The sequence below is a fragment of the Arenibacter flavimaris genome (assembly GCF_030291335.1).
Lineage (GTDB): Bacteria > Bacteroidota > Bacteroidia > Flavobacteriales > Flavobacteriaceae > Arenibacter.
Genome location: NZ_JASWIM010000048.1, coordinates 1 through 14,681, shown reverse-complemented (window position 1 = coordinate 14,681; position 14,681 = coordinate 1). Strand labels below are relative to the sequence as shown.

Sequence of the window (14,681 nt, the reverse complement as noted above, 5' to 3'; positions counted from 1 at the left end):
AAGTAATTGAATATGGAAACTATTATACAATTTCTAAATAGTATTCTAGCCGTTAAGAAATGGTTGAAGAAAAATTACGGATTGAATCCGTTTTCAAAGAGAGGTTCAAGTATTGAAAGGAGAAACTTTATATATAAAATTCAATTTTTTATCCTATTTACATTTTTTAGTGGTTCATATAGCCAGGGCACTTGTGATCTGGATATAATCACTGGGACCTTGGATTTTACCTATAGTGGAGGTTCAAAAACATTGACTTTAGTTTTTGAAAACACCCCCTGTCAATCGGTGAATCTTCAAATTTATAATAATGCCACTTGGGCTACCGCAACCCAAGTGAACGACAATACAGTACAAGTGGTCTGTGATGAGAATACGGGTGCTGCCCGGAATAATACAATATACTTTAGTTATAATGGACATAATATTTTTAAATCCATAACCCAAGGGGCTCCTGCCGCAGTTCCCGAAGCTCCTCCTAATCCAATAATTACTTCAAATCCCTGTGGGGGACCTGTAATTTTAGGTAAGGATGGTAGTCCTACTTCTGGGGTTTCATGGATATGGCAAGGGACCAATTCTTCCGGTACGTCCACCCAAATATCCAATTATCTTTCCACATTCCCTGTGACCTCAAGTGGCACATACTATTTAAGGGCCTATCGCTATTCCACCAATAGCTGGAGTTCTACATCGAGTTCAATTTCTGTATATGTAAGGCCTCCAGCTACCCTTTGGTATGATGATAGCGATGGGGATGGTTTAGGTGATCCGTCCATTTCGTTGGAGGACTGTTCCCAACCCAATGGTTTTGTATCCAATTCCAATGACCAATGTCCGGATTTCCGTTCCCCGACCAATAAATGCTATCCCGATCCACCCAATACTCCTATTGTTTTCCTAGATGCCTGTGACCCTACGTTCAATTCGATCCAAGTAGTTGGCACACCGGTCGATGAAGGAGACAATTGGTATTGGCAGGGAACAGACCCCAATGGTACCAGTATGGCCAAAGCATATAACAATCTTTATCTTACTCCTGAGTCGGGAACCTATTATATAAGGGCCCGTAACAGTGCGGGCCGTTGGAGCGCGGTCTCCCCCTCTATAACTATTGTCAACAAGGAGGCTCCGAACGCTCCGATGAAGAACAAGGTGCTGGTCACCGAGAACTGTGGGGAGACCGTACTTAGTATTGTAGGGGCCGTTCCTGCGGGTGAAGCATGGTACTGGCAGCAGTATATAATCGGAGACTTCGAGAATCAACCGGCCACCGATCCCTTCCACCGGGTTGAAGCGGGCGTTTATTATTTGAGGGCAAAGAGTACGGTGTCGGGTTGTTGGAGTACATCCCTGACAGTATCTTATTCAGTAAGTCAGCCAATTACATGGTATCTGGATGCAGACGAAGATGGCTATGCGGAATCTACAGTTCAGGATTGTACCAGTCCCGGGGTTGGGTATACATATTTGCCACGCCCGATAGGTGATTGCGACGACAATGACGCTTCTTTGCATGAATTTATGGAATGGTATGCAGACGAAGATGGTGATGGATATGGAGACTCCCAGTCCATTATAAGTGCATGTTCCCGTCCAGCAAACTATGTGGACAATAATGACGATTATGATGATGGTACATTGAACATTACCAATATTTTACCTCAATATTTTTATGCTGATTCAGATTTTGACGATTTAGGAGACCCCAATGTCCATGTATATTATAGTATTCGGCCTGCTGGCTATGTGGCCAATAATACAGATGCCTGCCCGGAGCTGTATTCACCATCCAACGATTGCTCCATACCACCGGTGGATCCCTACGACCAGAACTACGTCTACACCCGTACCTACCAAAAGCCAGGTAGTAAAGTGGTAAACCCGATATTATTCACAGAAAACGATTCCTTGATCCGTCACATCACCTACTTTGATGGTCTAGGAAGACCTATGCAGCAAGTTGGTATCGATCAAAGCCCGAGTAAAAACGATATTATTAGCCATATTGGATATGACAACTTTGGTCGACAGGACAAGGATTGGCTTCCTTTCGTGGAAACAGTTGGGGGCGGGGATACCGGCAGCTATAGGGGGGATGTGGCCTTGGCAGCCCAAGAATATTACCTGAATAATTATGGGACCGACTACCCGTCCGCTACGGAAGCATCTGAGGTGAACGCCTATTCCCAAAAGCATTTTGAACCATCCCCCCTGAATAGGGTGTTGAAACAAGCTGCTCCAGGAGAGGCTTGGGAAATGAACCCAACAGGGGAGGACCATAGTATTGAGTTTGGGTATACTACCAATACGCATGACCCATTAAACCCTGGGGATTCCAATAAGGATAATGTACGATTGTTTACTGTTTCAACCTCCTTTGCCAACAATACCTATACCCCGACTTTGGAGTTTGATACTGAGGAATTTTACGCCCAAGGCGAACTCTACAAGACTGTCACCAAAGACGAGAATCATGACGGGACCGCAACAAAACTCCATACCACTGAAGAGTTCACGGATAAGCAAGGAAGAGTTATCCTAAAACGCACGTATGCAATAATAAATGGGTCCGAGACCCCGCACGACACCTACTATGTCTACGACGATTTTGGCAACCTTACCTATGTACTTCCACCTAAAATGGATGCCAGTACAGCAAGCCTCGCCAATATTATAAATAACCTTCCTGAATTAGGGTATCAATACACTTATGACCAAAGAAACCGCTTGGTGGTAAAACAAATCCCGGGGAAATTAGAGGAATTTATCGTCTACAACCAGCTGGACCAGCCCGTCATGACCCAGGATGCCAACCAACGCCACACTGGGGAATGGCTTTTTACCAAGTACGATGCCTTTGGCAGGGTGGCCTATACGGGAAAGGCCGTTGAAATGGACAGTGGTTCACCAATTTCTCGTACGGATGTGCAGAATAATGTAAATGGAGTTACAGGTGACCTATGGGTGAATCAGGTCGGTACGGGCACTACCTTTGGCGGCACAAATGTCTTGTACACCAATGGGGCCTACCCAACAGCTACTCTTACAGAAATTTTGACCATAAACTACTATGATAATTATGATTTCCTTGATAGCGAAACAGCAGATATGGACTTACCCGTCTCGGTTTTTGGTAAAAACTTGGAAAACTATAATAATACGGATAAGCTCAAAACAAAGGGACTTGCCACTGGTAGTAAGATAAAAGTATTGGAAACCAATGACTGGATCACCAATGTAACGGGCTACGACCATAAGGGTCGTGCCATATACGCCAAATCCAAGAACGGTTATTTGCAGACCCTGGACGTTACGGAATCCGATTTGGATTTTGTTGGAAAAGTTCAAAGGACTAGGACAGCCCATAGCCGTAATGGTACCACAATAGTAACTTTGGAGAATTACACTTACGATCATGTAGGCAGATTATTGGCTCAGACACAATGTATAGGGGACGAAAGCCTAGGGTATATCTGTGAATCCAGCGCAGGAGCACCTTCAGCTCTGTTTTTGGACCAACAGATTACTACCACCACCAATGCCATAGCTAAGGAAAGCATTACACTATTAAATAACTTTCATATAATTGGAGTAACTGGCCTAAGCTTTAGCGCGGTAATAGACTCCACTGCCACTGGTGGCAGCGGGGGTTCGGAAGAACTTATAGCGCTCAATGACTACGATGAACTTGGAGAGTTGCGTAATAAGAGGGTAGGTGGAGTAGTAGACTCCTTAGATGTCAAAAATTCCCCAGGATTACAAACGGTCGATTATGGCTATAACGTAAGGGGATGGTTGAAAAGTATTAACGATATAACTGGGTCGGATCCTGATAAATTGTTCAACTTTAAGATTGCCTATAATGCTCCGACTCATGGGGCAGCCCCTTTGTACAATGGAAATATTTCCGAAACGGATTGGAGGACTGCCAACACCGATAGTTCCTTGAAATGGTACCGTTACGTGTACGATCCCCTTAACCGGCTTATAAATGCCCAGAATTGGAACAACAGCTATAACCTATCCTATGTGACTTATGATAAGAATGGCAATATTGCCACCTTGAAGCGCCACGGTTGGCAGAATAGCACCAATTATTGGGACATGGATGTTCTGGATTACGGATACAATAGCGGAAACAAACTGTTGACAGTTAGTGATTCGGGAAATAAAGCGCATGGTTTTATAGACGGAACGAATACGAACGATGATTTCGAATATGACGATAATGGTAATTTGAACCTCGACCGTAACAAGGGAATCACTTCCATAACCTACAATCATCTGAACCTGCCCATAGAAGTAAAATTCGATGACAATGATCTGAAAAAGATTACATATATTTACGATGCAATGGGAAGTAAGTTACAAAAAATAGTGACTGACGGAAGTTCTGATACAACTGATTATGCAGGTAACTATATCTATGAGAATAACAATCTCAAACAGATTACCCAGCCCGAGGGCTATATAGAACCTGATGGGCAAGGCGGTTACGTCTATGTGTACAGATATGTTGACATCTGGGGCAACACAAGGATTACCTATGCGGACGATGTGGTCGTCGACGGCAACATCGATCCGGCCACCGAGATACGAAGGGAACAGAACTATTATCCCTTCGGACTTGAACATAAGGGCTATAACAATATGCTCAGCGGCGTAAAGAACAATCTGAAAACTTATCAAGGACAGGAATTTACCGAGGATCTCGGCCTGAACACCCACGAATGGAAGTTCAGGATGAGCGACCCTTCTATCGGCAGGTTTTGGCAGATAGACCCGTTAGCGGAGGATTATACGTATAACTCTCCTTATGCCTTCCAAGAGAATAAGTTAGGAATAGGAATAGAATTGGAAGGTGCGGAAGTATTGGGTTGGGACGTAGCCCAAAGTCTAGTAATGAGAGGATCAAACTTTATTGATGGTGCTGATAAAGTGGTTACTGGTGGCGGTAATATGTTGAATGAAGCGATGAGTGGAAAAACGGCAGAGCGAATGGTCAGAAACAGTCAAGCTCCTGATAATCAAGTTCCAGAGATAGATGCCAATAAAGCAATGGTTTTTCAGGGTGCAGCCCAAATGGACGAAGCCCTTCCTGATAAACAAGACGTTAGAAATGCGGCCGATGCTGCTGAACTAGTAGGTGATAGTATGGTAATGGCTTCGCCTCTTACAGGGCCAGCCGCACCAGCAACAGCTGCAACTGGTGGTACAATTGCCACAATTGGGTTTGGAGTCAATCTTTCTATGGATTTAATAGAAGGAGATGTGGAGGCTGCAACCACACGGATATTAATAGAAGGTATGTCATTTGGTATGGGTTCTATGGTAAAACAATCTGGAGGTGATAGAGTTGCAGAAGAATTAACAGGAACTGTTTTGGGTAGAACAGGTGAGGCAACGCAGAAACTTGTAACTGAGGATGATGAGAAAAAATAGCATTAAATCTACTTTTAGTTATGAATTATTTATGGTTGATTATTGGTATTGTTTGCTGCATAGTTGGAATAGTTATTCATCCTATGGCAAAAAAAAGGATACAAAATGATGAAGTCAACCATCTTACCTTAAAAGGGTATATTCTGTCTTTTCTTTTGGTAATTATAGGTTTTTTACTGGTTGCAAGGGAACTTGCAAAAATTGTTTGATGTGCAGGAAAACGTAACATAGTCATCGAAATTTATAATGTTTTGTGATATGAAATTGATATTTTTTTTACTAATACTATCTTTAAGTTTTAACGCTCTTGGACAAGAGTTGGATTGTGGTAATTTTAAAAACGGAGTGTACTATGCTGAAATCTTAGAGCCATTTCCTGTAAAATGGAAAGTGACAAGAGAAGGAAATCAGCAAATAGAAGAAGTGATTGAGATACCGGAGGAGGCAAAAAAAGCTGGATATCCTATGCATCCTCAGTATGAGGATATTGAATGGATTGATGATTGTACATACCGTTTGAAATATGATAGTACAAAGTTTGAATTATCTCAAAGTCAAAAAATGATTAATGATAATGGCGGGGTTTTAACCAAAATAGTCAAAATAGAAAATAACTGCTATTATTATATTTCAACCTTGGCTATTGATGGTAAGGAGAAAACAATGGAAGGCAAATTATGTCTTGAGTAAAGATATAATATATAAAAGCTATATTTAGAGATTGAAAAGCCACCTCATTAAAGGTGGCTTTTTGTTTATTCCATATCCTGAAGCACGGTCTTGAGCGTACTTTTCAGTTTACGTTTGGCAACAAAGGCATCGAGAATAGAAAATATGGTACTTTGTTCCTCTTTGGTCAGCCCGTCGATAAGGGAGACCCTTTCCATAAGTGTAGTATCCACCGAATTGAAATCCTGAAGGGCATCTTTTTCAATGAAAAGCTCCGCCATCGAAACTCCGAGAGCCTTGGCGATTTTTATAAGCGTACTGACCGAAGGGTCCGTCTTTCCGTTCTCGATACGGGAATACTGCGCCGCACCCATGGCGATGGCCGAAATGACCTCTTTTTGTGAAAGCCCCTTGGCCTCCCGAATCCTTTTGATGTTCTTGCTGATATCCATATTATTGCTCAATACGGCAATAAAGGTACGTTTTAGGGCTTTATCAATCAACATATGATAGTTTTAGAGATTATAATTTGATATATTAGGCAAATATAGATATTTTTGAATCATTGCTCAATAAGTCAAATAATAATTATGAACGCTTTGAACACCAGCAATCCCAATAACTACCAGTACACGACCCAACATTTTGAAATCCACATCTTAGGAGGGCTGAAAACGAACAAGCTCGAAAGCCTTCGGGTAACGCTATCGTTACAGAAGCCCGACCAACATAATGTACTGCGCCATTCGTTGGACTTGTACAATGACAATCAGGTCGAAAAGTTTACAAGAACCATTGCCGAGCGATTGGAAATCGGTACGAGTATTACACGACAAACTCTACAGGTCTTGACCAAGGAACTGGAGAATCATCGATTCTTATTATTAGAAAAAGAGCAGCAGGCTGCTGCACCCTATTATAAAAATCTTGGCGCCCTAGAAACGAAAGAAGCCGAAACCTTCCTAAAGAAAAAGAACCTACTCGAAAAGACCAATGAACTGATTGGCAAAAGCGGAGTAATCGGAGAACATGCGAACCGATTATTGATGTATTTGATTTTTACTAGCCGTCTGACGAACAACCCGTTACATTGCATCAGCTTGGGGAGTTCAGGAGTTGGGAAGACCCATCTGCAAAGTAAAGTTGCAGAACTCATACCCGAAGAAGATAAAATAGAAATCACGGTATTAAGTGCGAATGCCTTTTACTACTTCAACCGCACCGAGCTACAACACAAACTTATTTTAATCGAAGACTTGGACGGAGCGGAAAACGTACTCTATCCACTTCGTGAACTGCAATCCAAAAAGCGCATCACAAAAACGGTGGTTCATAAAGATGTCAAAGGCACGACAAAAACAATCCATTTGACTGTCGAAGGTCCTGTAAGTGTTGCGGGCTGTACCACCCAAGAAAGCATTTATGAGGACAACAGCAACAGAAGTTTTTTACTCTACATCGACGAATCGCCCGAACAGGACAAACGGATAATGAATTACCAACGCCTTATAAGTGCAGGAAAATTAAATGAGCAGGAACAACTTAAAGCTGGGGAGCTTCTCCGCAATGTGCAACGAGTGCTGAAACCTATAAAAGTCATCAACCCTTTTGCCGAATACTTGGAACTTCCCGAATCGGTATTCAAGCCCCGAAGAACCAACAGCCATTATCTACAGTTTATTGAAGCCATCACATTTTATTGCCAGCGGCAAAGGCAAAAAAAGTATGATGAAAATACCGGAGAAGAATATATAGAAACTACCATCGAGGATATACAAGCGGCCAACGAATTGATTACAGAAGTGCTACTCAGAAAAAGCGATACGATTACGGGTGCAACTAGAAACCATCTTGAATGCCTCAAGGCATATTTAAAAGAAAATAAGCAGACCAGATTTACGAATGCTGAAATCAGGAAAAGTTTACGGGTAAAGGAAACCACGCTACGCAGGTACAACAAACAATTATTGGAGGAAAACTATATCCGAAGAATCAAGAAAACCAAAAGCAAGAGTTACTGTTTTGAAGTCGTGGACGTGGATGAATATACCAATCTCAGACAGCAAATAGACGATGCATTAAATGCTTGCATGTCGAGGCTGGAAACTGTCCGTGGCGACTCGCCACCCGCCACATCGCCACCAACTCGCCACCGACAAAATGGCGAGGTCAAGAAACAGAAGGTCAACGAGTTATAACAACTCGCCACAAAATCCCAAAAAACACATACCGCAATGAAAAAAGTCGGTAGCACCGACTGGCAAGAAAATGAAAAAGCTAAAACTACGGAACCATAACTACAAAGCATTATTGCTGAACTTTAAGGAATGGCTGGACATCTTGGGCTATAGCCAAAGTACGGTTTATTATATGCCCATTTTTTTACAGGAGTTCTTTTACTGGTTGGAGCAGCATAGCATTAATACCATTGAAAACATCAGTCTGAAAAACGTCAATGATTATTACAGATACCTGACCGAACGTTGCCACCAAAGAAAAAGCGGTGGACTGAGCAAAGCCTATTTGAACAAGCACCAGGGCGCGCTCAAAAAGTTCAGGGAATACCTAAAAAAGCATGGTGCGAAAACCTTTAAGATACATCTGCGGTTCGAGGAAAAGGACCCCGAAATAAAAGACGTGCTGACCCAAGGTGAAATAAAGGAACTCTTTGAAATAACGAGCCATAGCAGCCAATTTTCACGGACACGAATACGGGACAAGGCATTATTGGTTGCCCTGTACAGTTGTGGGCTGCGTCGTAGCGAGGCGGTAAACTTGGATATTGGCGATGTGCTTTTCGATAGGTCGCTGCTGTTCGTGAAAAAAGCGAAGAACTTCAAGCAACGTTATGTACCCCTGAACAAGTACAATCTCAGGATATTGGAGGATTACAGGTACGAGGCCCGACCACTTTACCCATTGGGAAACAACGAAGCTTTTTTTATCAATCGGTACGGGAACCGGTTGCAAGGTCAGGATATGGCCAAACGGTTGCAGCATCTTATGGGCTTGACGGATAACCAAGAACTGAAACAAAAAAAGATTACCCCACATTGTCTGCGCCATTCCATTGCGACCCATCTTTTGCAACAAGAAGTAAAGCTAGAGGACATCCAACAATTTTTAGGGCATAGTTCTTTAAAGGCAACACAGATTTACACCCACTTGGTCGAGAGGCTCGACACCCAATAAAATAATTACTATGGAACAGGACTATGAAATTTATCTGCAACGGTTACGGCATAGCCCAAGAACCATAAAATCATATAGCCAGTATATTGAGAAACTACAAAGCTGGTGCAAATCAAGATCCATCGAAATGGATACTATCAGCTATAAGGAACTGATGAAATATGTTGCCCAATTAAAACCTAATCATCAGGTCAATACCATCAATGTCCACTTGACCGCAATACGGCATTACTTTAACCACTTGATCGAGAAAGGGTATCTGGCGGAGAACGTTGCGGAAGGATTGATGGTCAGGGGCGAGACCAAAAAAGTATTACAGAACCTATTGGACGGCGATGAACTGGAAGATCTGTATTACTCGTATGAGACCACAAGCCAAAAACCCAACTTCTATTTTAAGGCGACCGCCAAACGGAATAAAATAATCGTGGGACTATTGGTCTATCAAGGATTGGTCAGCAATAATTTTTTACGGATAAAGGTCGAAGATATAAACCTGTCGAGGGGTACAATTTATATTGCCAGCACCCGAAGGAACGCAGCGAGAAAGATACCGCTCAAACCTTGGCAGATAATGCAGCTAAAAGAATACATCGAAGAAACCTTGCCCGTTATACAAAAGCACATCGGGGTTTATGACGACAGGCTCTTCCCGTTGAACACAGAACAATTTAATGTGCTGTTGTTCCCTATCTTCAAAAAGCTAAAAAGGTACAATAGGAAAGTAACCAACAACAATGGGATCAGGGCAAGTGTAATCGTAAACTGGTTAAAGAAATACAACATCAGGGAAGTACAGGAACTTGCTGGCCATCGACATATATGTTCGACGGAATCTTATAAGCAAGACGACCTAGAAAATCTGCAAAAAGTAGTGGATAACTTCCATCCGATTAGTTGAGATCAAGCACCCTAAACTTGATATTCCAATCTGGAATATCAAGTTTAAAAATAGTATTTTTAATACCGAAACAAGGATATAAAATGAGTAAGGAAATAACAATAACCGAAGAAGCCGTTATTAATAAAATCTATGTTATCAGAGAGCAAAAAGTAATGCTGGACAAGGATCTGGCAGAGCTTTATGACGTAACAACCGGTAATCTGAACAAAGCCGTTGGGAGGAATATCAAACGTTTTCCAGAAGATTTTATGTTCGAGTTGACCAAAGAGGAGTTCGAGGGCTTGAAGTCGCAATTTGCGACATCAAATTGGGGAGGGACCCGTAAAATGCCAAAAGCTTTTACAGAGCAAGGAGTGGCAATGTTATCAGGGGTTTTACATAGCGATAGGGCGATTATGGTAAACATCCAAATAATGAGGGCATACTCTAAAATGCGGAAAATGCTAACGGATAATCTGAGTTTAAAACTAGAGATAGAGGAAATCAAAAAGAAAATCTCCAACCAGGGCAAGAACATAGAATTGGTCTTCAACTATCTGGACGAGCTCATCGAGAAGAAAGAAAATCCAGAACCTAGGAAAAAGATAGGGTACAAGAAAAAATAGTACCCACCGAGCCAGCCGCACTTGCGGTCTATGGCTTCCAACACGCACACGGCACATTACTTGTTTTGGCGACCTGCGCACCTTCCATCGCAGCACTCAAAAATCCTGTGAAAAACAGGTATTTGTGCGTACTGCCCGAACGCCCCGCCAAAAAAGCAAAGAGCCGTTGCCAATGCCCACGCCACTGACCGCCCCAAGCAAAGTTACATAACGGGTAGTTATGGCAACTCTTCCCTAACGTCCAGGAACCATAACGCCATTATGTAAAATTGCCGCGCACTCCTGAACCAGAATGAAAAATAGGTGATACTTAAATAAGTTATCAAGGAAAAAAAGGGAGTAATCAACGGGCTGGATGTTGAAAACTGTGAATAACTGCAAAATTAGCGCACTTGAAATCTTCGTAAATTTGTAGGAGTTCTTAAAAGGAAAAATCAGGCCGTAAAAGAGGATTTTAGCTAGCCTGATTTAGTTGGTACTTTGTTTTCTTGACAGACCAAATATACAAAGTGCCATCCGATAATAAAAGTTAAAATCCTCGGGGAGATCGGTCTCTCTCCCATGGTACGGGACTAATAAATTGCATTGACATGAGCACTAGAAAAAAGTACCATGTAACCCAAAAACCGGATGGTAGCTGGCAAGGTAAAGCTCAGGGTGGAAAGCGGGCTTCGGTCGTAACCGACACAAAGCAGGACGCTATGAGCAGAACCATAGAAATTGCCAAGAACAAACCAAGTTCTCAGGTAATCATCCACAAAAGGGACGGGAAGTTCCAAGAGGAACGGACTTATGGTGGTAAGGATCCTTACCCACCAGAAGGCTAACCTTCCCATAGGTTTTAAAAGGTCGCTGAAAAGCGGCCTTTTTTATTGGGTAAACACCTACTTCAAGATGTGTGCGTGTCATGACAAAACTCGGACGGGACGCTCAATCGTCGCTTGCCTATCATTTTTAAAGATGGCGAACGCCTTTACCCACAATCCAGCCGCAGTTAGCAATCTTTAAAAACGCTTTACACCTCTGTACTACAAACTATAATTTTATGCGAGCAGTTAAAAGGGTTTTTAGAATTAATCTCAAAAGGCTCGCATATTACTTCAAAGCTTCCTTCGGGTACGTTGTTTAAATCTGGGTGTTTTTTGGCGAACTGAGGAATAATATTAAGATGCTCGATAATATCTCCCATTTTTGGAAGTTCATTGAAGTTCATGTAGGTTCCGCCATAACAAGGTGCGTTCGCCCAATCGGTACTTCTGGTTTTTTGAATATCAATGTAGATGTTCATGGATATTGATTTTAAATATTTTACAAAAATACTTCGTCTTTTGCTCGAAGGCAAAAACCTAAAATAAAATCGAGTGTTAACAGAAAAATCGTTTTAAAAGTTGACGGAAGGGGCTGGCGGATGCGGACGAGTTCCGACAGCTTTTAAAATGAAACCTTCTTCATAAAGAGAATCAAAAACCGATGGCAGTAGCGGCTATTTTACATAGTGTGCTTATAGTACAGTTTTGGCGGCGAACGCTGGCCGATGAGGGCTGCTGCTATAAGACCGCATTATGTAAAGATAGCTTTGGCGATAGACGGTTGTAATACAGGTGTATGTAAACTAATAAAAATCAATTACTTATGTCGTTTTAATAAACAGATGACGATGTTTTTCGTTTTATATATAGAAGGATGATGATAAGTGGTTTTTTGATGTCCTTTTAAATGGGAAATAAAAAATATAGCTTGTTCCGGCTAGATTCGAAAGTCTCGACGCTTAATGTTCCGGTATTAAATAAAATTTAGAAATATGGCAGAAACAACATTGATAATATGCACGACCTTTTTACTGGTTCTGGTGGTCTACTGGATTATGCCGACCAAGAAGATGAAAGCAGTGAACAAGGAATTGATATCGTTATCGCAGATCTTCCCTATATCCAAAGTGATAGAGGCCTTTAAGAAGAAAAGGGATTTGTAGGAAAAATAGCAATAAATAAAAATGGAAACCGTTATATTTACCTTGGTAAAGAAACGTTCTTTAAAATACTGAAAGACCCTGAAAAAAACGTTCCCGGCAAAAAAAACGCATAAGGGAATAAGTAGGTAACTATATCTATGAGAACAGTGGTTCAGGTAGTAAACTTCAGTTCTTCAATACTCCCGAGGGATATGTAATGCCCAAGACCGTGGAGGACTATACCGCAGGGTTCGAGTATGTCTATAATTATAAGGACCATTTGGGGAACATACGACTTAGTTATACAGATGCGAACGGGGATGGGGATATAGATGTCACTAATGACCCAATGACCACAGAGATTGTAAAGGAATCCAATTACTATCCTTTTGGCTTACAGCACAAAGGGTATAATAATGTCGTGAACGGTGCAGAAAATAACTATAAGGATTTCCAAGGACAGGAACTAACGAAAGACCTTGGATTGAACGTTCACGAATGGAAATATCGTTTTGGAGACCCAGCGATTGCAAGGTTTTGGCAAATAGACCCATTGGCAGAAGATTATGTTTATAATGGTACATATAACTTTTCGGAGAACGACCCAATAAGTTCAGTAGAACTTGAAGGACTTGAAAAACTTTCCGTGCACGTTTACAACGTAATCCAAAACAATAATGGTGGTTACACAGCTACTTTTCAGATGCAGACTACAACGACTGGACATAATTGGTCAGGAACAAAGTCACAGCAACAAATACAAGTACTGGACTCTTACGATAGAAAAACCGTTACCAACCTTTATACTGGAGATATGGCAAGCGCTAATGCTCAAAAGGACGGGTTTAATATTACTGAATGGAAAGGTAGAGATGTAAGCGCAAGCGATATTTGGAAAGGTGCGAAGAACAATCCAGAGTTTAAAAAAGCTGGCGAGACTTTGAAGAATGTTGTAGCGGCTGGTGGATTAGTACTGGCTGGTCCTGCTGCTTTATCAGGTGAGGCAAGTTTTTTTACTTACATGGGAGTAGCAACAGATGCAAATGTACTTTTGGGAGGGGAAAACGGGGCTGCTACCGATGCAATTGATAATAAAGCTGTACAAGGAGTTGTACAGGGAGTAAGTATACTTTCTGCGGTAGGAGCCAAAAATGAGGCAATAAATGTATTTACGACAAGTACAAAAACCTCTGAAAAAACTGAAGCAACGGTGGCATTGTCAAAATCTTTATATGATATGATTATGTCCTTCTTTAATAATGATAAAGAAAAACAAAATGAGTAAGATTCTTTTTGAGAAAAAGCACTTTTTTGGAGGGTTATTAAATTTGTTGGCAATCTGCTTACTTGCGTTTGCAGGGTCTCATTTATTATTCAAAGAATATATTTTGAGTGTATTTTTGACTTTAATAATTGTGTTTATTCTGCTGATTTTTTTGAATAAAAAATGGTTTAATAGTATAATCATTGATGATGAAAGAATAATTATTGAATACCCTTTCAATATCCTCGGGAATAAAAAGAAAACCATTAGTTATAGAGATGGGGTTATTAGTGAAGTCATTTATTATGGATATATGTACAGGACACCATCTCATTGTAAAGTTATAAGCAAAGAGAGAATATTTAGGTTCAATTGTACGTTGGAAGAAGCAAAAGGATTATTTGATATTTTCAAAGCTAATAATATTAACGTTTCCTATAATGATGAAAAGGAAGTCGATTATAGATAAGAAAGTAGTGACAGAAAACACAACAACCACTCCCGCTGTTCCCTAGTATGCGCTACCGCGGCACCTTCAGAGGTAGATTAAATACTTGATATTCAGCATATTAATTCGTATTTTAGATAAAACAAAACCCCGAATATGAGTCTCCAGCTCTAAAAACGGGGTATTATCCTAATTACGTATGT

Annotated in this window: 12 protein-coding genes; 10 read left to right on the top strand and 2 right to left on the bottom strand. The window is 41.2% G+C overall.

The window, feature by feature from the left end; translation table 11 throughout:
* The first annotated feature begins 12 nt into the window (after positions 1-12).
* Positions 13-5,445, top strand: a complete 5,433-nt coding sequence (locus tag QSE00_RS23060; protein ID WP_286107686.1) for a DUF6443 domain-containing protein — start codon at positions 13-15, stop codon at positions 5,443-5,445.
* Between the two features lie 258 nt (positions 5,446-5,703).
* Complete coding sequence (locus QSE00_RS23055) at positions 5,704-6,135, top strand: hypothetical protein (protein ID WP_286107685.1); 432 nt, start codon at positions 5,704-5,706, stop codon at positions 6,133-6,135.
* A 65-nt stretch (positions 6,136-6,200) separates the two neighbouring features.
* Here QSE00_RS23055 and QSE00_RS23050 read toward each other — a convergent pair whose 3' ends face one another.
* A complete protein-coding gene (locus QSE00_RS23050; protein ID WP_286107684.1) occupies positions 6,201-6,620 on the bottom strand; it encodes a helix-turn-helix domain-containing protein in 420 nt (139 codons plus the stop codon).
* 84 nt (positions 6,621-6,704) lie between these two features.
* On the opposite strand from QSE00_RS23050, the gene QSE00_RS23045 reads away from it, so the two are divergent.
* The 5 genes from QSE00_RS23045 (at position 6,705) to QSE00_RS23025 (ending at position 11,642) form a co-directional block, all read left to right on the top strand.
* Positions 6,705-8,312 (top strand): hypothetical protein, encoded by a 1,608-nt coding sequence (locus tag QSE00_RS23045; RefSeq protein ID WP_286107683.1) that lies wholly within the window; start codon positions 6,705-6,707, stop codon positions 8,310-8,312.
* Between the two features lie 70 nt (positions 8,313-8,382).
* Positions 8,383-9,306 (top strand): tyrosine-type recombinase/integrase, encoded by a 924-nt coding sequence (locus QSE00_RS23040; protein WP_286107682.1) that lies wholly within the window; start codon positions 8,383-8,385, stop codon positions 9,304-9,306.
* 10 nt (positions 9,307-9,316) lie between these two features.
* Positions 9,317-10,207 (top strand): tyrosine-type recombinase/integrase, encoded by an 891-nt coding sequence (locus tag QSE00_RS23035; RefSeq protein WP_286107681.1) that lies wholly within the window; start codon positions 9,317-9,319, stop codon positions 10,205-10,207.
* A gap of 83 nt (positions 10,208-10,290) precedes the next feature.
* Entirely contained in the window at positions 10,291-10,815 is a 525-nt protein-coding gene (locus QSE00_RS23030; RefSeq protein WP_286107680.1) for an ORF6N domain-containing protein, read from the top strand.
* A 590-nt stretch (positions 10,816-11,405) separates the two neighbouring features.
* The gene (locus tag QSE00_RS23025) at positions 11,406-11,642 is read left to right on the top strand and encodes a DUF2188 domain-containing protein (protein WP_286107679.1); all 237 of its coding nucleotides are present in this window, start codon (positions 11,406-11,408) and stop codon (positions 11,640-11,642) included.
* A 188-nt stretch (positions 11,643-11,830) separates the two neighbouring features.
* On the opposite strand, the gene QSE00_RS23020 is transcribed toward QSE00_RS23025, so the two are convergent.
* Positions 11,831-12,103: a hypothetical protein gene (locus QSE00_RS23020; RefSeq protein WP_286107678.1), complete on the bottom strand. Its 273-nt coding sequence runs from the start codon at positions 12,101-12,103 to the stop codon at positions 11,831-11,833.
* 513 nt (positions 12,104-12,616) lie between these two features.
* On the opposite strand from QSE00_RS23020, the gene QSE00_RS23015 reads away from it, so the two are divergent.
* The 3 genes from QSE00_RS23015 to QSE00_RS23005 all read left to right on the top strand — a co-directional run bounded on the left by QSE00_RS23015 (position 12,617) and on the right by QSE00_RS23005 (position 14,499).
* Positions 12,617-12,787, top strand: coding sequence for a hypothetical protein (locus QSE00_RS23015; protein ID WP_286107677.1), 171 nt, complete (start codon positions 12,617-12,619; stop codon positions 12,785-12,787).
* Between the two features lie 196 nt (positions 12,788-12,983).
* Complete coding sequence (locus tag QSE00_RS23010) at positions 12,984-14,051, top strand: RHS repeat-associated core domain-containing protein (RefSeq protein WP_286107676.1); 1,068 nt, start codon at positions 12,984-12,986, stop codon at positions 14,049-14,051.
* Complete coding sequence (locus tag QSE00_RS23005; RefSeq protein ID WP_286107675.1) at positions 14,044-14,499, top strand: hypothetical protein; 456 nt, start codon at positions 14,044-14,046, stop codon at positions 14,497-14,499. The genes QSE00_RS23010 and QSE00_RS23005 overlap by 8 nt, the downstream gene beginning before the upstream one ends.
* The last annotated feature ends 182 nt before the right edge of the window (positions 14,500-14,681 follow it).

What these genes read in the sequence shown, in the direction of transcription:
- QSE00_RS23060 (WP_286107686.1), top strand. Translation starts at nt 13, where the DNA reads ATGGAAACTATTATACAATTTCTAAATAGTATTCTAGCCGTTAAGAAA.
- QSE00_RS23055 (WP_286107685.1), top strand. Translation starts at nt 5,704, where the DNA reads ATGAAATTGATATTTTTTTTACTAATACTATCTTTAAGTTTTAACGCT.
- QSE00_RS23050 (WP_286107684.1), bottom strand. Translation starts at nt 6,620, where the DNA reads ATGTTGATTGATAAAGCCCTAAAACGTACCTTTATTGCCGTATTGAGC.
- QSE00_RS23045 (WP_286107683.1), top strand. Translation starts at nt 6,705, where the DNA reads ATGAACGCTTTGAACACCAGCAATCCCAATAACTACCAGTACACGACC.
- QSE00_RS23040 (WP_286107682.1), top strand. Translation starts at nt 8,383, where the DNA reads ATGAAAAAGCTAAAACTACGGAACCATAACTACAAAGCATTATTGCTG.
- QSE00_RS23035 (WP_286107681.1), top strand. Translation starts at nt 9,317, where the DNA reads ATGGAACAGGACTATGAAATTTATCTGCAACGGTTACGGCATAGCCCA.
- QSE00_RS23030 (WP_286107680.1), top strand. Translation starts at nt 10,291, where the DNA reads ATGAGTAAGGAAATAACAATAACCGAAGAAGCCGTTATTAATAAAATC.
- QSE00_RS23025 (WP_286107679.1), top strand. Translation starts at nt 11,406, where the DNA reads ATGAGCACTAGAAAAAAGTACCATGTAACCCAAAAACCGGATGGTAGC.
- QSE00_RS23020 (WP_286107678.1), bottom strand. Translation starts at nt 12,103, where the DNA reads ATGAACATCTACATTGATATTCAAAAAACCAGAAGTACCGATTGGGCG.
- QSE00_RS23015 (WP_286107677.1), top strand. Translation starts at nt 12,617, where the DNA reads ATGGCAGAAACAACATTGATAATATGCACGACCTTTTTACTGGTTCTG.
- QSE00_RS23010 (WP_286107676.1), top strand. Translation starts at nt 12,984, where the DNA reads ATGCCCAAGACCGTGGAGGACTATACCGCAGGGTTCGAGTATGTCTAT.
- QSE00_RS23005 (WP_286107675.1), top strand. Translation starts at nt 14,044, where the DNA reads ATGAGTAAGATTCTTTTTGAGAAAAAGCACTTTTTTGGAGGGTTATTA.